Genomic DNA, 20,876 nt, shown 5'->3' on the forward strand with positions numbered 1-20,876 from the left:
CCAAGCGAGAGTGTGCCCGGAATGAACTATGTTCTGTATCACCTGGTCAAGAAATTAAATTGTGCAAATTGCGTACCATAATTTAAAATTGACCTTTTGAAACCTTAATCCTAATAATTTATAATCATAAAAAGGAGGATAAATAATGAGTGATTTATTAAAGAATTTTACTGTTTCCGACAGTTTCCTCGGAAGATATGAAAAACTTGTAAAGGATATAGTGATACCCTACCAGGAAAAGGTGTTAAAGGATGAAATCCCGGATACTGAAAAAAGCCATGCAATTGAGAATTTTAACGCAGCAGCTAAATTGCTTGAAACCGGAAAATGTGATGATGAATTTTACGGGATGGTTTTTCAGGACAGTGACGTTGCGAAATGGCTTGAGGCTGCCGCTTATTCACTTCTTAAGTATCCGGATAAAGAACTGGAAAAACGCTGTGATGAGGTAATTGCTCTTATCGGCCGTGCTCAGCAAAAGGATGGATATCTGAATACTTACTTTACGGTTAAGTCCCCTGATAAGCGCTGGACTAACCTGGAAGAGGCCCATGAGCTTTATTGTGCGGGACATATGATGGAAGCAGCTGTTGCTTATGCAGAATCAACAGGCAAAACAAAACTTCTGGATATAATGAGCCGTATGGCTGATCACATTTACAAACGATTTATAGAAGAGGGTGCAGAGGGATATCCCGGACACCCGGAAGTTGAACTGGCTCTTATGCGAATGTACCGATGCACCAAAAATGAAAAATATAAAGAACTGGCAGAGCATTTTATTAATGTACGGGGTGTAGACAGTGATTATTTTATAAAGGAAAGTGAGAAGTACAATTGGACCATATGGGGAAATGACTGCCACAATAAGGAGTATACCCAGAACCATGTGCCGGTACGTAAGCAGACAAAAGCCGTAGGTCATGCAGTCCGCGCCGTTTATCTATATACGGGTATGGCAGACGTAGCTATTGAAACGAATGACCAGGAACTAAAAGATGCCTGTAAAACATTATGGGATAACATCACCCAGTGCAGAATGTACGTCACCGGAGCTATCGGCTCAGCTTACGAGGGGGAGGCTTTTACAAAAGATTACCATCTACCCAATGACACGGCTTATGCCGAAACCTGTGCTTCGATAGGATTAATTTTCTTTGCAAGAAAAATGCTTGACCTGGAGAAAGACAGCAGATATTCGGATACCATGGAACGTGCGTTGTATAACTGTGTACTGGCTGGAATGCAGCTGGATGGAGAAAAGTTCTTCTATGTTAATCCCCTGGAAGTAATTCCTGGAATTTCCGGTGAAGCCGTAACACACCGCCATGCTCTTCCCCAGAGACCGAAATGGTTTGCCTGTGCCTGCTGTCCTCCTAATGTGGCCAGATTACTGTCTTCCGTAGGCAGATATGTTTGGAGTGAAGAAAGAGATACGGTTTATTCTCATTTGTTTGTAGGCGGAACCCTTGATCTTACCCATACTTTACATGGTAAAATAGATGTTGTAACCGAATACCCATATGGCGATAAGGTCACATATAAATTTAAGCCGGATGATACGGTAATGAATATGACACTGGCAATTCGGCTGCCTCAGTGGAGTAAAGAAACCATTATTACTCTTAACGGTAAAAACTGCAATTATGAAACAAAAGGCGGGTATGCTTATCTTACCGGAGAATTTACTGATAAAGATGAATTAACCGTGAAATTTGACATGAGTGTAAGGCGTATTTTTGCTTCCAGTAAAGTTAGTTCCAACAGCTGTAAGGTTGCATTTTCCAGAGGACCTTTGGTTTATTGTGCGGAAGGTATTGATAATAGCGATGATGTTCTTAGCCTAAGTGTTAAGAAAGAAGCGGAAGTGGAAACTTGTACATCAAATAAACTGAACGGAATCGTTGAAATTAAAATGGATGGATACAGGACTATAACAGGTGATTCCCTATATTCACTTGAACGCCCTAAGACGGAAACCTGCAAGCTTACACTTATCCCATATTATGCCTGGGGTAACAGAGGGTTGAATCAAATGCGGGTATGGTTACCGGAAGAGGAATAATAATATAAAACTAATTGAATAATAGGGCTGTTGCATAATATAAAATCTATCTTGCTTAGGAGAGAATATAAACCATATTCCAGTTCCAAGCTTTATAGGTTGATTAGATTGCAGCAGCCTTTTTTCAGTATAATGATAACTGACTTATTAGAGTAATTTTGAAATTTTTAATTATTTGTATTGTAATTTTCTACCCCAATGCATAAAATGGACATATGCCATTTAGTTTCGGAATTATAAGGCTTAAGTATTAAAGATGGGGAGGCAACCTATAAGTCTTTCATTAGGGTAAGATTAAAGTATTTATATAGAGGTGGAAAGGGGCTAAATTCATGCCGAATGATATGACAACAGATAAACCTATGAAATTGATGATTGGTTTTACAATCCCGATTTTAATAGGCAATATAGTACAGCAATTATATTATGTAATTGATTCCATTATTGTAGGACAATACTTGGGGGTAAATGCACTTGCAGCAGTAGGCTCTACGGGATCACTTACTTTTTTGGTTATTGGATGGGTTATGGGAATGACAGGAGGTTTTGCAATCATTATAGCCCAGCGTTATGGCGCAAAAGATTTAAAAGGTGTGAGACATTATGTAGCAATGTCTTATTATTTATGTATTTTTATGGCAGTTGTTTTAACAGCCGGATTATTAATAGCTAACAGATGGATATTAACTGTAATGAATACACCGGAGGAAATCATGGAGGATACCTATCGTTTCATACGTGTCATTTTTATGGGACTGACCGCTACCATTGCATATAATATACTCGCTTCCATTTTACGGGCGTTAGGTGATAGTAAAACTCCATTATACTTTTTAGTCCTTTCTTCCATCGTAAATATTATATTGGATTATATATTTATCGCAGGATTTTCTATGGGAGTGGAGGGTGCCGGTTATGCTACGGTAATATCCCAGGCTTTAGCCTCTCTTTTGTGTTTCGTTTATATGGTAAAGAAATTTCCGGTTTTAAGATTGAAGAAAGAAGATTCCAATTTCTCAGGGAAAAGTATTAAGCGATTAATCGGAATGGGAACTCCTATGGGGCTTCAATTTTCTATAACAGCGATTGGAACGATGATGGTTCAGGTAGCTCTGAATGGATTAGGTCCGATTTACATAGCTGCATTTACCGCATGCGGTAAGATTCAGAATATTATTACACAACCATTTCCGTCTTTAGGAGCTAGTATGGCCACCTATGTAGGTCAGAATACCGGAGCCGGAAGAATGGACAGAGTCAAAGACGGAGTCAGGGCAGGTATTATTATAACATTAATCTGCAGTGCGGTTTCAATGGTGGCAGTATTGGTTTTCGGCGATTTATTGGTAAGGTTATTTATTACTGATAACAGCGGAGGCGTTGTGGAAAAGGCAAAAGTTTATTTCTGCGCGGTAGCCGGATTTTATCCTGCCTTAGGATTTATTTATGTTTACAGAAATTCATTGCAGGGTTTGGGATACGGACTGTTACCTATGTTAGGCGGAGTTTTTGAATTATTTGCAAGAGTGCTTGTTATAATAATCCTGGCTAAGCCTTTTGGTTATGTTGGAATATGTTTTGCAAATCCTGTTGCCTGGGTATCCGCGTTAATACCGTTAATTCCGGCTTATTATTACCGAATGAAAAAGTTAAGCGGTAATATTACCAATACTTTGGAATAATAAGATAATATCAAATTAAAAAGGTGCTTGAACGAAAAAAACAGCAGGATTACGCTCTGCCAGACTAACCCTGCTGTTTTTATGTGCAAATAAATTCCATATGAGTAAAAGTATTAAATTAAAAATTAAATATAATATCCCCGCGCCGCATGGGAGTATGGTTTCATTAATTATAGTATGGTGATATCAAAGGCAAGTACTGTAGACTGGTTCGGAGGCAGTATTTTAACTCCTCTTTTTTCTTCAAAGATATCGGATTCATCATTGCAGGTGGAAATTCCGGTCCAAGGTTCCAAAGCTACAAAAGGGCCATTATTGGAACTTGACCATAAAATAAAATAATCAAAACCTTCAAAATCCACTTTAATTCCTTTGCCGGTTCCTGGATTAGTCAGTTTTACGGAACGGGATTTTAATTGGTCAAAAATCAACGCATCCACACTGAAATAGCTGTGTTTCAGCGGAAGTACGGATTCATTGTTAAGAACAGGCAGACGGTTATCCACATTTATCAGGCCGGTGGCAGGTATGGATTCCGGACATAGTGCAACTTCAGGTTTTTCAAATTCTACAATATAATCTTCAAATTTTTCACCGGGCAGAAGCGGACAATTAAAGCCAGGATGTCCCCCGATAAAAAATGGCATTGGGATGGAATTACGGTTAAATACATTAAAAGATGTTGTTATTGTTTTATCCTTAAGCATATATGTAATTTGTAATTCAAAATCATAGGGGAATCGGGATTTTAATTCCTCATTGGACCGAATGGAAAATGTTATGGAATCATCTGTTTGGCCTACATAGGTGAATTCCAGTTTTCGTACTATTCCATGACGCTCCATAGTACAGGACAAACCATCACCGATAACAGCCTTTTTATCCCTTATACTTCCGCATATGGGGAACATGACAGGGGCCTGTCCGGACCAGAAAGCAGGATCCCCTTGCCACAGGTATTCTAAACCCTCAGAATCTTTAATCGAAACGATTCCACCACCCAGGGTATCAAATTTTACTGTAATCTTATCGTTTTTTAAAAAATATTGCATAATTACCTCCATTTCTATACATATCTTATTGGGAATCTGTAGTTTGTAACATAAAACTTAGATATTAAACTAATATTATTAACTTGTTTTTGAAAAGTCAATAGAAAAATTTATTTAAATAGTCGAAAATAATAAAGTTGACATTGATGATGGTTATGATATAATGTAATTGAAAACAGAAACGTTTCGGATTTGAATAAAGGAGGAAATGGAATATGGCACTTGTAACATCGGAAAAAATGCTTTTAGATGCTCAGAGAGGTGGATATGCCGTTGGAGCATTTAATGTTGAAAATATGGAGATGGTAAAGGCAGTTTTAGCGGCAGCAGAAGAATTGAATGCACCAGTTATGCTTCAGACAACTCCTTCTACTGTTAAGTATGGTTCACTTGAAACCTTTGCAGCTATCGTTACAGCGGAAGCCAAGAAAGCTTCAGTTCCGGTTGCATTGCATCTGGATCATGGCAGCAGCTTTGAACTTGCAGTAAGAGCGATTAAAGAGGGATATACTTCAATTATGATTGATGGGTCCCATGAAACTTTTGAAAATAATATTGAAGTCAGCAGGAAAGTAGTTGAAGTAGCAAAACCTAATGGTATACCCGTAGAGGCGGAGCTTGGCAAAGTCGGCGGTAAGGAGGATGATCTGGAAGCGGAAGCAGATACCAATACAGATCCTATGGAAGCAAAAGAATTTGTGGAAAGAACAGGAATCACTTCTCTTGCAGTAGCGATTGGAACAGCACATGGTTTTTATAGTGGTACTCCGGTGCTTGATAAAGAAAGACTTTCTGAAATCAGAAAGGTAGTATCCATACCTTTGGTATTACATGGTGCTTCCGGGTTAAGCGATGAAGATGTAAAAGACTGTGTAAAACGGGGAATCTGCAAAGTTAACTTTGCTACGGAACTTCGGGTTGCTTATACGGACGGAATTAAGGAATTGTTAAAAGAAAAACCGGATACCTTTGATCCGAAGAACTTTGGAAAAGCAGGTATGGAGAAAGTGAAAGAGCTGGTTAAAAACCGTATTTTAGTTTGCGGAAGTGATAATAAAGTGATAAAATAATTAAAAGTTATTAGTTATTTTATAAAAAGGCGGGTAGTAAAGCAGTGGTAGCTACGATTAAAGATATAGCAAAGTACACAGGTCTGGGGCTTGCGACAATTTCTTCCTATTTAAATGGCGGTAATGTCCGGGAAGAAAACCGGAAAAAGATAGAAGCGGCAATTAAAGAGTTGAATTTCGAAGTAAACGAAGTAGCACGTGGCCTAAAAACAAATAAAACCAAAACAATTGGTGTCGTGATTCCGGAATTAAATATTAATTTTTGTACGGAAATTATAACTGCTATGGAAGATGTTTTGAGAAACCATGGATATGCTACCATTGTCTGTGACTGTAGAACCAATAAAGAGCTGGAGAAAAATGCAGTTGATTTTCTTTTTCGTAAAAGAGTGGATGGAATTATTAATATGCCGGTTAATTCGGACGGGTCCCATTTAAGCTGTTTCCACAAGGCAAAGAAACCAATTGTTTTGATTGACCGTAAAATTAATGGAATCGAATGTGATTATGTTCTGGTAGATAATCTTACCGCAGCAAAAAATGCGATACAGAGGCTTATAGATAACGGACATAAACGAATTGGCATGGTTGGCGGCCCGGAGGATGTATTTACTGCACAGGAGAGAATGCTTGGATATAAACTGGCTCTAATGGAAGCCGGCATTGTTCCCGAGGATAGACTGATAGAACATGGGGACTATACCATTAATGGTGGGGCCAGGTGCCTGGAAAAACTGGTAAAGAATAATAGAGATATGACGGCGGTATTTGTTGCAAATCATGAAATGACCATGGGTGCGGTAATCGGAATCAATGAGTTGGGTGTTAAAATACCGGAAGAGCTTTCTGTTATTGGTTTTGATAACACGGAATTTGCGAGAGCATGCAAACCTAAATTAACCATTGTAACCCAGCCCAAAGAAGAGATAGGCAAAAATGTAGCCGAATTAATTTTAAAAAGAATTGCAGAAAATAAAAGTGAACAGGAAATAGAATATAAAATTATAAAACTGCAAACAGATATCATGGAAGGCAATTCTATCAGAAATTTAAAAAAATAATAGAAATAAAAACAGAAATAGAAATAAAAATAGAATTAAAAATTATAATAACAATAATAATAAAAAATAACAGACATTTAAGTGTAGTTAATTTTAATTAAAGGCGAAACGTTACGATTTTGAGAAGCTGCCGGTAAAGCTGATACCTAAATCCGCGGCGTGTTGGCAGCAGGGAGGATTAGTGTGAAGAAATACTTACTTGGAATCGATATTGGAACAAGTGCTTGCAAGATAGCAATTTTTAACAAGCAGGGTGAAGTGTTAGCCAGTGAAAACGGAGATTATCCGGTTTATTATCCAAAACCGGGTTATGCGGAACAAAATCCGGATGAATGGTGGGAAGCAATTTATCAAACCATAAATACTACTATTCAAAAAGCAGGTATTGAGAAAGAAGAGATCGCTGGTATTGGTGTTGACGGACAGAGCTGGTCGGCTATTGCAATTGATGAAACAGGAAAAGTCCTTACAAACACGCCAATCTGGATGGATACCAGGGCAGATGCCATCTGTAAACGTCTGAATAAAGAAATCGGTGACGACGCTATATTTAATCTGGCGGGCAATTCTCTTCAGCCTTCTTATACCACTGCAAAAATATTGTGGTATAAAGAAAATCTTCCTGAGGTATATGAAAAGACTTATAAAATATTACAATCAAACAGTTTTATCGTTTACCGACTGACCGGAGTGTTAAGCCAGGAAAAATCCCAGGGTTATGGATTGCACTGTTTTGATATGCACACCGGAACCTGGAATGAAGATATGTGTAAGAAACTTGGAATTCCATTTCATTTTCTGCCGGAAATCTATGACTGTCATCAGGTGGTTGGCCATGTGACGGAAGAAGCGGCCAGATTAAGCGGTCTGGCAGCAGGAACTCCTGTTGTAGCCGGTGGTTTGGATGCAGCCTGCGGAACACTTGGAGCAGGAGTTATTCACCCCTATGAGACACAGGAACAGGGAGGCCAGGCCGGCGGAATGAGCATCTGTCTTAAGGAATACAGTGCAGATCCCAGTCTGATTCTCAGTTTTCATGTAGTACCGAATTTATGGCTGCTGCAGGGCGGCACTACCGGCGGCGGTGGTGTGATGAGATGGTTCGAGAAAGAATTTGCCGATTATGAAAGAGAAGTGGGGAAAAATACCGGAAAATCTTCTCTGGCTCTATTGGATGAATCCGCAGCCAAAGTAAATCCAGGCTGTAACGGTATGGTCTTTTTACCGTATATGGCGGGGGAAAGGTCACCAATCTGGGATGTGAATGCGAAAGGCGTATATTACGGACTGGATTACAGTAAGACCAAAGGGCATTTCGTAAGAGCGGCAATGGAGGGAGTAGCTTTTTCCCTAAAGCATAATCTGGACGTTGCAGCGGCTGCCGGTGCACAGGTGGGCGAATTAAAGGCTATGGGCGGAGCGGCCAATTCCCGGATTTGGACGCAGATAAAATCAGATATAACCGGTAAGCCGATTGCCGTTCCGTCTTCCGATACGGCAACCACCCTGGGAGCGGTTATTCTGGCCGGTGTCGGCGTGGGAATGTACCGTGATTTTGAAGAAGCGGTAGAAATGACGGTTAAAGTAAAAAGGTATCATGAACCAAATATGGAGAATTATAAGATATATCAGGAAAGATATAAGACATATTTGGAACTGTATCATAATTTAAAAAACACCATGAAGGAGAGGTAAGGTAAATGAAAGCAGCTGTAGTCGTAGCAAATGAAGATGTACAATATTTGGATTATGAAGAACCGGTAACAAAACCCGGTACGGTTAAAGTTAAAGTAAAAGCTTCCGGTATCTGCGGTTCCGATATTCCAAGAGTATTGCATAACGGTGTCCATTTTTACCCTATTGTATTAGGACATGAGTTTTCCGGAGAGGTTGTAGAGATTGGTGAGGGTGTTACAAAAGTTAAGGTCGGAGACAGGGTTTCCGGTGCGCCGCTGCTTCCTTGTTTGACCTGTGATGACTGTCAGAACGGAAACTATTCCCTGTGCAAACATTACAGTTTTATTGGTTCCAGAGAACAGGGGAGTAATGCGGATTATGTAGTAATACCCGAAAGAAATGCAGTGGTATTTGATAAAAGTATCTCTTTTGAACAAGGTGCTATGTTTGAGCCTTCTACCGTAGCTCTCCATGGACTGCTGCAGAATGATTATCAGGGTGGAAAAAATGTTGCCATATTAGGCGGAGGAACCATCGGTTTATTCACCATGCAGTGGGCAAAAATCTATGGATCCAGGAAAGTGGTAGTATTTGATATCAACAACGAAAGGCTTGCACTTGCTAAACGGCTTGGTGCGGATGAAGTGGTGAATACTACGGAAGAAGGTTTCATGGAAAAAGCGATGGAATATACAGACGGGAAAGGTTACGACTATGTTTTTGAAACAGCAGGGGCAGCCCCGACCATGTATATGGCATTTGAATTAGCAGCTAACAAATCCCACGTTTGCTTTATCGGTACTCCCCATGTTACTTTAGAATTTTCACAGAAGTTGTGGGAAAACATGAATCGTAAGGAATTTAAATTAACCGGTTCCTGGATGTCTTACAGTGCGCCGTTCCCGGGAAAAGAATGGGAGTTGACTGCCCATTATTATGCAACGGGACAGTTAAAATTTGATAAGGATTTAATCGCAGGAAAATACCCAATGAGCAAAGCACAGGAGGCATTTCAGTTATTTAAGGTGCCTGGTGCGGTAAACGGTAAAATTCTGCTGGTAAATGAAGAATAGCGTACGGCATAGAAAGGAATACAGATATGATTTTAACAGTTACCCTAAATGCAGCGATAGATAAAAGGTATGTCGTAGAGAATTTGCAGACCGGCAGTGTAAACAGAGTAAAAGAATGTACTTATTCCGCCGGAGGAAAAGGATTAAATGTATCCAGGGTTGCAGCAATTGCGGGTGAAGAAGTAACGGCAACCGGGTTTGTCGGCGGACATGCAGGTGATTATATTGTAGAAGCACTGGATGGGCTTAATATTAAAAGTGACTTTGTGCATATCAGCGGAGAAAGCAGATCCTGTATTAACATCTACGATGAAACAAATCATACCCAGACAGAGTTCCTGGAACCTGGAGTATTTATAACAGATGCAAATGAAGAAGAAATGTTAAAAAAGTTTCTTTCACTCATTGACTCCTGTTCGGTTGTAGCTATTTCCGGAAGCGTTCCAAAAGGGATGGACGGCTCGTTATACAAAGAAATGATTAAGATTTCAAAAGAGCATAAAAAACCAGTAATTCTGGATACCAGCGGGAAATTACTGGAGGAATCCCTTGAGGCAAAACCTACCATGATAAAACCCAATATGGATGAAATCAGAATGTTAACCGGGAAGGAATTAAACAACCAGGAAGATTTAATAAAAGCAGCCGTAGACATCAATAAATCAGGAATAGAAGTAGTGGTAATATCCTGTGGTTCCGATGGTTCCCTGATTGCCTGTGAAGAAGGCGTATACAGGGCTTTTGTACCTAAGATTGATGCGGTTAACACAGTAGGATGCGGGGACTCTATGATAGCAGGCTTTGCAGTTGGATTCTCAAGAGGATTATCTATGACAGAAACCATAAAGCTTGCCAGTGCGATTTCAGCGGCGAATGCAAAACGTATGGAAACCGGATTTTTTATGACTAAAGATATGCAGGAATTACTGCCGCAGATTAAAGTGGAAAAATTAATTTATTGATTAATTTAACCTTACAAGTAAGTTCCCGCTTCTTAGTGGAACGTAAGAGGTGGGTTAGGGACTTACTTGTTTCAGTCGGAGTTTATGGTTCCGACTGAAATACCTGCAAAGCAGGTATAAGGTTATGAGCCGGGTAGCGTAGCGGATTGTGAATAACCGCTTAGACTAATAAAATTTAAAAATAAGGAGAATATAATATGACAGCATTTATTGATCCAAAATCAGTACCTCAGAGAAAATTATATACAGGCGAATATATACCGGGTATTGGAATGGGAACTTTCGGTTCCGACCGTTTCACACCGGATCAGGTTTCCGCAGCAGTAGCCGGTGCAATTGAAGTGGGTTACCGTTTATTTGACTGCGCGGCAGTTTATGGGAATGAAGACCTGATAGGTGAAGTGTTCCAGGCAGCATTTGACAAAGGAACCGTAAAAAGAGAAGAATTATTTATTACGACAAAAGTATGGAATGATATGCACGGAAAAGGTGATGTACTCCTCTCCTGTGCGAAAAGCTTAAGAGATTTACATTTAGATTGTATCGATCTTTTCTTTGTTCACTGGCCATTTCCAAATTATCATGCACCGGGTTGTGACGGAGATTCCCGTAATCCAAATTCAAAACCTTTCAGCGTAGATGAATTTATGAATACCTGGAGGCAATGCGAGAAATTAGTTGATATGGGTCTTGTAAGATACATCGGTATGTCCAATATGACCATACCTAAATTAGAGGCAGTACTTCCTCTTTGCAGGATTAAACCGGTAGCAATAGAAATGGAATTACATCCATGCTTCCAGCAGCCGGAATTATTTGATTACTGTATCGCACATGAAATCCAGCCAATCGGTTTCTGTCCTATTGGTTCTCCTACCAGACCGGACCGTGACAAAACTCCGGATGACGTTGCGGATATTCAGGTACCGGAATTAGTGGAAATTGCGAAAGCACATAATGTGCATCCGGCGGTAATCTGCTTAAAATGGGCAGTACAAAGAGGGCAGATCCCGATCCCATTTTCTATTCATGAGAATGAATATGTAAGTAATTTAAAATGTACAACAGAAGATCCTTTAACAGATGAAGAAATGGCTGTTTTAAAATCCATTGATAAAAATAACCGATTAATCAAAGGCCAGGTTTTCTTATGGGAAGGTGCAAATGATTGGGAAGACCTTTGGGATTTAGACGGTACTATAACAAAATAATAATTGATTGTATCGTTGCAAAATGTTAACTTAAAGTAATTGACAATATATTAGGCTGTTGCAAAAATCTTAAAATATCAGTTTGCGGTTTGTGCAAATTAATTAATTCTAAGCTTTTGCAGCAGCTTTTTGGCTAAAATAATTATGGGAGTGAAAGCCATGTACCGGGTATTATTAGTTGATGATGAAGTGCTTGTAAGAGAGGCTATTAGTGAAAATATAAAATGGGACGAATTGGGGTATGAACTCGCAGGAAGCTGTCAGAATGGAAAAGAAGCAATTGATTTTCTGGAGAAAAATTCAGTTGACGTTGTTCTTACTGATATCTGTATGCCATATGTGGATGGTATGGAATTAAGTGAATTCATCTTCAATCATTTAAAAAATATAAATATAATTATATTCAGTGGTTTTGATGATTTTGAATATGCAAAAAAAGCAATAAAATATAATGTGAAAGAATATCTCCTAAAACCGGTCACCGCTTCTGAATTATCCAAAATCTTAACGGATTTAAAAGATAAAATGGATAAAAACAAACAGGAAACGGAAAAATTTGTAAGATTAAATGAAAGCTACAATAAAAATAAACTTTTAATTAAATCCAAAGTAATGGATGATTTAATCAAAGGCAGTAAAACTGTTGAAGAAAACGAGAAAGCTCTTCTGGAAAATAATATTATTTTAGATGCTTCCGAATATAGAGTGGCTATTGTTGAAATTGAATTTGATTCCGATCTTAACAAGGATGAGGAACAAAATAAACAATTTAGTTCCTTAATGACATTTGCCACATACAATATCTGTGACGAGATATTAGACCAATATCAGGTTGGGCTTGCCTGCCTTGGTAATGATAACAGAGTTTTTATGCTGTTTAAGACGAATAAACCGAAAGCCTCCCATCAGGAAGTAAAAAATGTTTGTATGGAAATAAGCAGTAAAATCAAGCAATTTATGAATCTTGGAGTTACCATTGGTATCGGAAGAGATGTAAAAGACTCTAAGGATATCCATAAATCTTATGAGGAAGCGGAATATTCCATGAAATATCAATATCTTTTTGGGAAAAGCAGTATTATTGACACGGAAGATATTATAAGAAATCAAAAATCAAATGAGGAAATAATGCTGGAAGACAAGATTGATTCCCTGATATTAGCTATAAAGATGAAAGATAATCTAAGTATAGATGACATTTTAAATAAAATTGAAGATACGATAAAAAGGTCGTTGGCAGATAAAAATAGAATCGACTTATCTCTGCAGCAGATAATTTTAGCCATAAATAATACATTAAAAGCCTCTGAGTTAGAGGAAAACCAGTTATATATCATGAGAAATCAAATATTGACAGATATTGCAAATTCAAAAACACTGGGGAAAGCAATGGAATTACTTAAAAACTATTGCTATAAGGCAACAAATGAAATAGATATTCAGAAAAATATCGGCGGTAAAAAGCAAGCTTTATTGGCTATGGACTATATAGAGAAGAATTATGCCGATAAAGACTTAAACCTTAATTCCATTTGTTCCTATCTTAGTATAAGTGCCAGTAGATTCAGCACTATTTTTAAGAGTGCGACCGGAGAAACATTTATGGAAGTGCTCATCCGAACCAGGATGCAAAAAGCAAAAGAACTATTGGAAAACACAGATCTTAAAAACTATGAAATAGCTGAAAAAGTAGGTTTTAGTGATCCCCACTATTTCAGTATTGCATTCAAAAAAATGACAGGAAAGACTCCGTCTGAATATGCCAAGGAGAAGAGGTAACTAATTTGAAGAAAGAAAGTAAGAAGAATGTATTATTACATCATTTTAAAAGCATTCGCCTTACCATATTGTTTTCCTTTTCTGCATTAATTGTTTTTTCATTACTGATATTTTTATTGATATCATTAAATTATACCGAAGATACCGTACTTGAAAATTCCATCGACAATACCACACAGTTAATTAAGCAGGTTAACGCAGATATAGATTCTTATATCAATTATATGGAAAACATCTCATCCTTAGTTACAAATAATGATAATGTAAAAGACTATTTATTTGATGATAATTTATCTAATGATCAGAAATCACTTTTTATTACGGCTATTTTAGATCAGTTTAATACAATTATGGAAGCAAGGCATGATATCTGTAATATTGCGGTAATCTCCAGTAATGGGAGATATATAATCAATGACGGTACGGACATGCTGAATGAGTTTGTTTCTCTTTTTAATCTTGATTGGTACCGCTATGCTTTTTTATATCCGGATAAAACTGCCTTATCTTCCTCCCATGTACAAAATGTCATTAAAAATAATTATAAATGGGTTATAACCTTAAGTAAAAGTATAAAAAACGCAAAAAACAATAAAGAGTCAGGGGTATTTTTTATTGATCTTAATTATAACGTAATCAGCGACATGTGCGAAAACAATAGTCTTGGAGAAAAGGGATATGTATTTATCCTGGACCGGGACGGCAACATTATCTATCATCCCCAGCAGCAGCTGCTTTACAGCGGGCTGAAAACCGAACGGGTAGAGCAGGTTTTAAATAATAAGACTAATTATTTCGTAACGGATGAAGGAGATGAAAGTAAACTTTATACTATTTCCACCTCCAAAAAAACAGGGTGGACCATAGTTGGTGTAGTATATGAATCGGAATTGATGAAAAACAAAACCCAGACACAGATTTTATATATTGTGGTGGCTTTTATTTTACTTGCTGCGGCAATGATCATTTCTGCATTTGTTTCTACCAGAATTACCAGACCGATTAAAAAACTGAAGGATTCCATGAAAGAAGTCGAGAAAGGGCATTTTGACAATGCCAACATTGAAGTAACCTCAGAAAACGAGATTGGAAGTTTAAGTAAGTCTTTTAATATTATGACAGCTGAAATAAAAAAATTAATGGAAGAAAATATCTATGAGCAGAAACAAAAAAGAAAAAGTGAATTAAAAGCCTTGCAATCCCAAATTAATCCGCATTTTCTCTATAATACACTGGATTCCATTATCTGGATGGCAGAAAGTAATAAAAACAAAGAAGTTGTACTTATGACCTCTTCCCTGGCAAAATTATTACGGCAAAGTATCAGCAACGAGAATGAGGTGCTTAAAATTGAGCAGGAAATTGGCTATATAATAAGTTATTTAACGATACAAAAGATGCGGTATAAGGATAAATTGGAATATGAAATTGATGTGGACAAAGATATTTACCAATACGAGATTGTAAAACTTGTACTTCAGCCAATCGTTGAAAATGCAATTTATCATGGAATTAAATGTAAAGAAACGATGTGCCTGCTCCGTATCCGGGGATATTCTGCAGGAAATAATATTATAATTAAAGTTATTGACAATGGTGTAGGTATGTCTAATGAAGTTCTGGCTCATATATTTGATGAGCATAAGCATAACCATAAATCAAATGGAGTTGGTGTTTTTAATGTACAGATGAGACTTCAGCTGTATTACGGCAAGAACTACGGAATTTCGTATGAAAGTTTTCCTGGTGAAGGAACAACAGCCACCATCACAATTCCAAAAGGAAAAGTACAGGGGATAATAATGAAAAACTATAAAATTTTAATTTTGATTATCGTATTATCGCTCTGTATTTTAGTACCCGGTATTTATAAAATAGTGAAGAATAGCTTAGGAACGGAAGAACCGATTAAAATTATATATATACCGAAAATTATTGATGATACCAACGAATTCTGGTCTGCTTTAATAGGAGGAGCCGAAATGGCTGCCAAGGAGTTCAATGTTGATTTAAATGTTGTAGCTCCCGACGCGGAAGAAGATTACGAAAGACAGAATGAACTGATTGACTGGGCCATCAGGCAAAACCCGGATGCTATTGCCCTATCCCCTGCCGATTATTCCGAAACGACTGCGATGGCAAAAGAAATCGTTAAGAATAAAATAAAGCTTATTTTCATTGATTCCACCGTAAATGAGAATGTCCAGGATGCTCTTGTTGCAACGGATAACTATCTGGCAGGTAAAAAAATGGGCGAATTTATGAAAACATTTGTAAATAAGGATACTAAAATTGCTATTGTGGGGCATGTAAAAACGGCATCCACGGCAATTGAGAGGGAGAAGGGACTTCGTTTTGGATTGGGGTCCGATGAAAAAAGAATAGTGGATGTCGTGTTCTGTGATTCCGAGTTCGGCAAAGCATATAATTTAACCATGGATTTATTAAAAGAGTATCCGGATATTACTATGATTGCGGGATTAAATGAATATTCATCCGTCGGTGCGGCCAGGGCAATCAAGAGGCTTGGCCTGTCGGGGAAAGTAAAAGTAATAGGATTTGACAGTTCTATTGAAGAAATTGAACTGTTAGAAGAAGGAGTCTTCCAGGGAATTATTATCCAAAAATCGTTTAATATGGGTTATCTCGGAATTGAAGAAGCAGTGAAATTGGTCAAAGGTAAAAAAGTAGAACAAAATGTGGATTCCGGCTCGCAATTAATTACGAAGGATAATATGTATACGGAAGAAAACCAGAAATTATTATTCCCTTTCTGGGGGGAGTAAGGAATTGGTTTACATGATAAAATCAGCGTTTCAGACCTTGAGAAAGCAGTGGTTATGATTATTTTTCCTATATTTGCTTTGAGCTGATTTTATCATTTTAGACCTGCAAACTAATATCTAATATGAAAGAAGTTTTGCAAACCATTTATCAGTCGTTTGCAATAGCTTCTTTTTTTATTCCGTGTCAGGGCAGCCGTAAGGCTGAACTGTAACTATTTCACAGGTAATTTATACGTAACAGGTATGGATGAAAGCCGATAAGAGAATTTTGAATGAAAAGAGTTTCCATAATGGTCAATTTTATGGTTAATTTTTATACAGTCAGTAGAATTTTAACTATTTTTAAAAAGATATTCTATTAAATAATTGAATAATTGATTATATAATATTTACATATTAAGAGACTGAGAAATGCCTGAAAGAATAGACCAAAAGGAAGGTGAAAACGTGGGCGAAGTAATTTTAACAATGAAAGGGATAGATAAATCTTTCCCAGGCGTGCATGCGTTGGATCATGTGGATTTTGAGGTAAAAAAAGGCGAAGTTCACGCACTTATGGGCGAAAACGGAGCCGGAAAGTCAACACTGATGAAAGTACTGACCGGCATCTATAAGAAAGATTCCGGAACTATAACCTATGAAGGCAGGGAATTGGAATTTAACAACCCGAAGGAAGCACAGGATGCAGGCGTTGTAATCGTACACCAGGAGCTTAACATGATGGGCCACCTTACTGTGGCACAGAATATATTCATTGGCAGGGAATTTATGAAAGGTAAACTGATTGATGATGCCAAAATGAATGAAGAAGCTGGAAAACTATTTGATAAACTGAATATTAATATAGATCCCAACGAAAAAATGAACAAGCTAACGGTAGGAAAACAGCAGATGTGCGAGATAGCAAAAGCTATTTCCCATGATGCAAAGGTTATCGTATTCGATGAGCCCTCCGCAGCACTGACAGAATCCGAAATCGAAGAACTGTTTAAGATTATTAAGGATTTAAGGAGCAGGGGACTGGGAATCGTTTATATTTCCCACCGAATGGATGAAATCAAAGTCATAACCGATCGTGTAACGGTAATGCGTGACGGCGGATATGTAGGAACTCTGATTACCAAAGATTCTACCAAAAATGACATTATTAACATGATGGTAGGGCGTGTGATCTATGAAGATCCGAAGACAGAAAGCAATGTTTCGAAAGATGCACCGGTAGTACTAAAGGTAGAACATCTGAATGCAGGAAAAATGGTACGGGATGTAAGCTTTGAACTGCACAAAGGTGAAATCTTAGGTTTCTCCGGACTGATGGGAGCGGGAAGAACAGAAACAGCAAGAGCACTGTTTGGAGCAGATCCGATTGAGAGCGGAGATATCTATATTAATGGTAAAAAAGTAGATATCAAGTCCCCTATGGATGCGGTAGCCAATGGAATCGGTTATTTATCGGAAGACCGGAAACGTTTCGGTATCGTAGTACAAAAGACCGTAGCGGAAAACACCACCATGGCAGCCTTAGATAACTTCATGTCAGGAATCTTTATCAATAAGAAAAAAGAAAAAGAAGTGACCAAGAAATATATTGAACAGTTAAAGACAAAAACTCCAAGTACGGACCAGCTGGTAGTAAACCTGTCAGGCGGTAACCAGCAGAAGGTGGTAATTGCGAAATGGCTTGTAAGAAACTGTGACATCCTGATATTTGATGAACCTACAAGAGGAATTGACGTAGGAGCAAAAAATGAGATCTATCATCTGATGAATGAATTGGTTGCAGAAGGAAAGTCAATCATCATGATTTCTTCTGAGATGACAGAAATATTAAGAATGAGTGACCGTATCGTAGTTATGTGTGAAGGAAAGAAAACCGGTGAAATAGATATAGCGGAAGCAACACAGGAAAAGATTATGAATGCGGCAACGCTTAGAAACTAGGAGGAAAGAAGAAGTGGAAAAAATTAAAAACAATGCATTGGTTAAAAAAATTGGATTTAATAAGCTGGTGCTGTGCTTCGTTTTAATCTTGATGTATTTTGCATTTGCTATAGTTAGTCCGACATTTATTAGTTACTCCAGAATATTAAGTGCATTAAGTTATGCATATTTCTTAGGATTCCTTGCATTGGGTGTAACTTTTGTTATTGGTACCGGGGGAATTGATTTCTCCATCGGACCGGTTATGTTCTGTGCGGCATTAGTATCAGGGCAGTTACTGACCAAAAGCGGTTGGCCGTTGATTCCCTGTTTAATCGTAAGTATACTGGTTGCTTTACTTTTTGGAGCATTAAATGGATATATGGTTGCATATTTCCGTATCCCTCCTTTCATTACCTCCATGGCAATCATGCAGATATCAAAGGGTGTCGGATCCGTTTTCACAAAAACCCAATCCGTAAGCTGGCCTCAGGCTTCAGAAGCGAATGGCTGGTACCGTTATCTTGTTAAAGCAAATATCGGTGGGGTGGATGTACCAACAGGACTTATCTTTTTAGGTATAACTGCTGTCATTTGCGCAATAATTTTAAATAAGACAAAAATAGGACGTAATATATTATGTATCGGCAGTAACAGAGAAGCAGTTCGTTTATCCGGTGTTAATGTAAAGAAGTGGGAAATGATGGCATACATGATCTGCGGTGTATTGGTCGGTATAGCGGCAATATTCTTTGTAGGTGCCTACACAACGATTCAGCCGGGTCTTGGTGATCAGTATAACAATGAAGCAATTGCAGCTGCAGTAATGGGCGGAACCTCTATGGCAGGTGGTATTGCATCTATCGGAGGTACTTTTATCGGTACCATGATTATCGCATTACTTCAGGAAGGTATCCTGGCAATGGGCTTTACAAAGGATTATCAGTTAGTAATTACAGGTATTATAGTTATAATCGCCGTATATATGGATGCTATGTCCAAGAGAAGAAGAAATTAATCAGGAAAGGATAGATAGGTGAAAACGTGGGCGAAGTAATTTTAACAATGAAAGGGATAGATAAATCTTTCCCAGGCGTGCATGCGTTGGATCATGTGGATTTTGAGGTAAAAAAAGGCGAAGTTCACGCACTTATGGGTGAAAACGGAGCCGGAAAATCAACACTGATGAAAGTACTGACCGGCATCTATAAGAAAGATTCCGGAACTATAACCTATGAAGGCAGGGAACTGGAATTTGCTAACCCGAAGGAAGCACAGGATGCAGGCGTTGTAATCGTACACCAGGAGCTTAACATGATGGGCCACCTTACCGTGGCACAGAATATATTCATTGGCAGAGAGTTCATGAAAGGTAAACTGATTGATGATGCCAAGATGAATGAAGAAGCTGGAAAACTATTTGATAAACTGAATATTAATATAGATCCCAACGAAAAAATGAACAAGCTGACGGTAGGAAAACAGCAGATGTGCGAAATAGCAAAAGCTATTTCCCATGATGCAAAGGTTATTGTATTCGATGAGCCCTCCGCCGCACTGACAGAATCTGAAATAGACGAACTGTTTAAGATTATTAAGGATCTTAGAAGCAAGGGATTGGGAATCGTTTATATTTCCCACCGAATGGATGAAATCAAAGTCATAACCGATCGTGTAACGGTAATGCGTGACGGCGGATATGTAGGAACTCTGATTACCAAAGATTCTACCAAAAATGACATTATTAACATGATGGTAGGGCGTGTGATCTATGAAGATCCGAAAACAGAAAGCAATGTTTCGAAAGATGCACCGGTAGTACTAAAGGTAGAACATCTGAATGCAGGAAAAATGGTACGGGATGTAAGCTTTGAACTGCACAAAGGTGAAATCTTAGGTTTCTCCGGACTGATGGGAGCGGGAAGAACAGAAACAGCAAGAGCACTGTTTGGAGCAGATCCGATTGAGAGCGGAGATATCTATATTAATGGTAAAAAAGTAGATATCAAGTCCCCTATGGATGCGGTAGCCAATGGAATCGGTTATTTATCAGAAGACCGGAAACGTTACGGTATCGTAGTACAAAAGACCGTAGCGGAGAATACCACCATGGCAGCCTTAGATAACTTCATGTCAGGAATCTTTATCAATAAGAAAAAGAAAAAGAAGTGACCAAGAAATATATTGAACAGTTAAAGACAAAAACTCCAAGTACGGACCAGCTGGTAGTAAACCTGTCAGGAGGTAACCAGCAGAAGGTGGTAATTGCGAAATGGCTTGTAAGAAACTGTGACATCCTGATATTTGATGAACCAACAAGAGGAATTGACGTAGGAGCAAAAAATGAGATTTACCATCTGATGAATGAGTTGGTTGCAGAAGGAAAGTCAATCATCATGATTTCTTCTGAGATGACAGAAATATTAAGAATGAGTGACCGTATCGTAGTTATGTGTGAAGGAAAGAAAACCGGTGAAATTGATATAGCGGAAGCGACACAGGAAAAGATTATGAATGCGGCAACGCTCAGAAGTTAGG

At 38.2% G+C, this 20,876-nt stretch carries 13 protein-coding genes and 1 pseudogene; 13 read left to right on the forward strand and 1 reads right to left on the reverse strand.

Features of this window, described 5'->3' with window-relative positions; all coding sequences use genetic code 11:
* Positions 1 to 145 precede the first annotated feature (145 nt).
* Both Ana3638_RS08750 and Ana3638_RS08755 read left to right on the forward strand, forming a co-directional pair.
* Positions 146 to 2,065 carry a glycoside hydrolase family 127 protein gene (locus Ana3638_RS08750; protein WP_161837679.1) on the forward strand — a complete coding sequence of 640 codons (1,920 nt, stop codon included), beginning with the start codon at positions 146 to 148 and terminating at the stop codon, positions 2,063 to 2,065.
* Positions 2,066 to 2,397: 332 nt separating this feature from the next.
* Positions 2,398 to 3,747 carry an MATE family efflux transporter gene (locus Ana3638_RS08755; RefSeq protein ID WP_161837680.1) on the forward strand — a complete coding sequence of 450 codons (1,350 nt, stop codon included), beginning with the start codon at positions 2,398 to 2,400 and terminating at the stop codon, positions 3,745 to 3,747.
* A 170-nt stretch (positions 3,748 to 3,917) separates the two neighbouring features.
* Here the strand turns inward: Ana3638_RS08755 and Ana3638_RS08760 are convergent, their stop codons facing one another.
* Positions 3,918 to 4,799 (reverse strand): aldose 1-epimerase family protein, encoded by an 882-nt coding sequence (locus Ana3638_RS08760; RefSeq protein ID WP_161837681.1) that lies wholly within the window; start codon positions 4,797 to 4,799, stop codon positions 3,918 to 3,920.
* Between the two features lie 215 nt (positions 4,800 to 5,014).
* Here Ana3638_RS08760 and Ana3638_RS08765 point away from each other — a divergent pair, with 215 nt between their 5' ends.
* From Ana3638_RS08765 to Ana3638_RS08815, 11 genes and pseudogenes are all read left to right on the forward strand, one after another.
* Complete coding sequence (locus Ana3638_RS08765) at positions 5,015 to 5,869, forward strand: class II fructose-bisphosphate aldolase (protein WP_161837682.1); 855 nt, start codon at positions 5,015 to 5,017, stop codon at positions 5,867 to 5,869.
* 44 nt (positions 5,870 to 5,913) lie between these two features.
* Entirely contained in the window at positions 5,914 to 6,930 is a 1,017-nt protein-coding gene (locus Ana3638_RS08770; protein WP_161837683.1) for a LacI family DNA-binding transcriptional regulator, read from the forward strand.
* A 183-nt stretch (positions 6,931 to 7,113) separates the two neighbouring features.
* The gene (xylB, locus tag Ana3638_RS08775; protein ID WP_161837684.1) at positions 7,114 to 8,625 is read left to right on the forward strand and encodes a xylulokinase; all 1,512 of its coding nucleotides are present in this window, start codon (positions 7,114 to 7,116) and stop codon (positions 8,623 to 8,625) included.
* 5 nt (positions 8,626 to 8,630) lie between these two features.
* The gene (locus Ana3638_RS08780) at positions 8,631 to 9,680 is read left to right on the forward strand and encodes a galactitol-1-phosphate 5-dehydrogenase (protein ID WP_161837685.1); all 1,050 of its coding nucleotides are present in this window, start codon (positions 8,631 to 8,633) and stop codon (positions 9,678 to 9,680) included.
* A gap of 26 nt (positions 9,681 to 9,706) precedes the next feature.
* A complete protein-coding gene (gene pfkB / locus Ana3638_RS08785) occupies positions 9,707 to 10,642 on the forward strand; it encodes a 1-phosphofructokinase (protein ID WP_161837686.1) in 936 nt (311 codons plus the stop codon).
* A 197-nt stretch (positions 10,643 to 10,839) separates the two neighbouring features.
* Positions 10,840 to 11,853, forward strand: coding sequence for an aldo/keto reductase (locus Ana3638_RS08790; RefSeq protein WP_161837687.1), 1,014 nt, complete (start codon positions 10,840 to 10,842; stop codon positions 11,851 to 11,853).
* A gap of 129 nt (positions 11,854 to 11,982) precedes the next feature.
* Complete coding sequence (locus Ana3638_RS08795; protein ID WP_161837688.1) at positions 11,983 to 13,632, forward strand: response regulator; 1,650 nt, start codon at positions 11,983 to 11,985, stop codon at positions 13,630 to 13,632.
* 5 nt (positions 13,633 to 13,637) lie between these two features.
* On the forward strand, positions 13,638 to 16,418 hold the full coding sequence (locus tag Ana3638_RS26160; RefSeq protein ID WP_161837689.1) for a substrate-binding domain-containing protein: 2,781 nt from the start codon (positions 13,638 to 13,640) through the stop codon (positions 16,416 to 16,418).
* A 447-nt stretch (positions 16,419 to 16,865) separates the two neighbouring features.
* Positions 16,866 to 18,359: a sugar ABC transporter ATP-binding protein gene (locus tag Ana3638_RS08805; protein ID WP_161840497.1), complete on the forward strand. Its 1,494-nt coding sequence runs from the start codon at positions 16,866 to 16,868 to the stop codon at positions 18,357 to 18,359.
* Between the two features lie 13 nt (positions 18,360 to 18,372).
* Positions 18,373 to 19,356 carry an ABC transporter permease gene (locus tag Ana3638_RS08810; RefSeq protein ID WP_246240924.1) on the forward strand — a complete coding sequence of 328 codons (984 nt, stop codon included), beginning with the start codon at positions 18,373 to 18,375 and terminating at the stop codon, positions 19,354 to 19,356.
* Between the two features lie 26 nt (positions 19,357 to 19,382).
* Positions 19,383 to 20,875: pseudogene (locus Ana3638_RS08815) on the forward strand (sugar ABC transporter ATP-binding protein).
* The last annotated feature ends 1 nt before the right edge of the window (position 20,876 follow it).

The organism is Anaerocolumna sedimenticola, assembly GCF_009931695.1.
GTDB lineage: Bacteria > Bacillota > Clostridia > Lachnospirales > Lachnospiraceae > Anaerocolumna > Anaerocolumna sedimenticola.

Excerpts from the sequence above, each read along its gene's own strand:
- Ana3638_RS08750 (WP_161837679.1), top strand. The coding sequence starts at position 146 with ATGAGTGATTTATTAAAGAATTTTACTGTTTCCGACAGTTTCCTCGGA.
- Ana3638_RS08755 (WP_161837680.1), top strand. The coding sequence starts at position 2,398 with ATGCCGAATGATATGACAACAGATAAACCTATGAAATTGATGATTGGT.
- Ana3638_RS08760 (WP_161837681.1), bottom strand. The coding sequence starts at position 4,799 with ATGCAATATTTTTTAAAAAACGATAAGATTACAGTAAAATTTGATACC.
- Ana3638_RS08765 (WP_161837682.1), top strand. The coding sequence starts at position 5,015 with ATGGCACTTGTAACATCGGAAAAAATGCTTTTAGATGCTCAGAGAGGT.
- Ana3638_RS08780 (WP_161837685.1), top strand. The coding sequence starts at position 8,631 with ATGAAAGCAGCTGTAGTCGTAGCAAATGAAGATGTACAATATTTGGAT.
- pfkB (WP_161837686.1), top strand. The coding sequence starts at position 9,707 with ATGATTTTAACAGTTACCCTAAATGCAGCGATAGATAAAAGGTATGTC.
- Ana3638_RS08790 (WP_161837687.1), top strand. The coding sequence starts at position 10,840 with ATGACAGCATTTATTGATCCAAAATCAGTACCTCAGAGAAAATTATAT.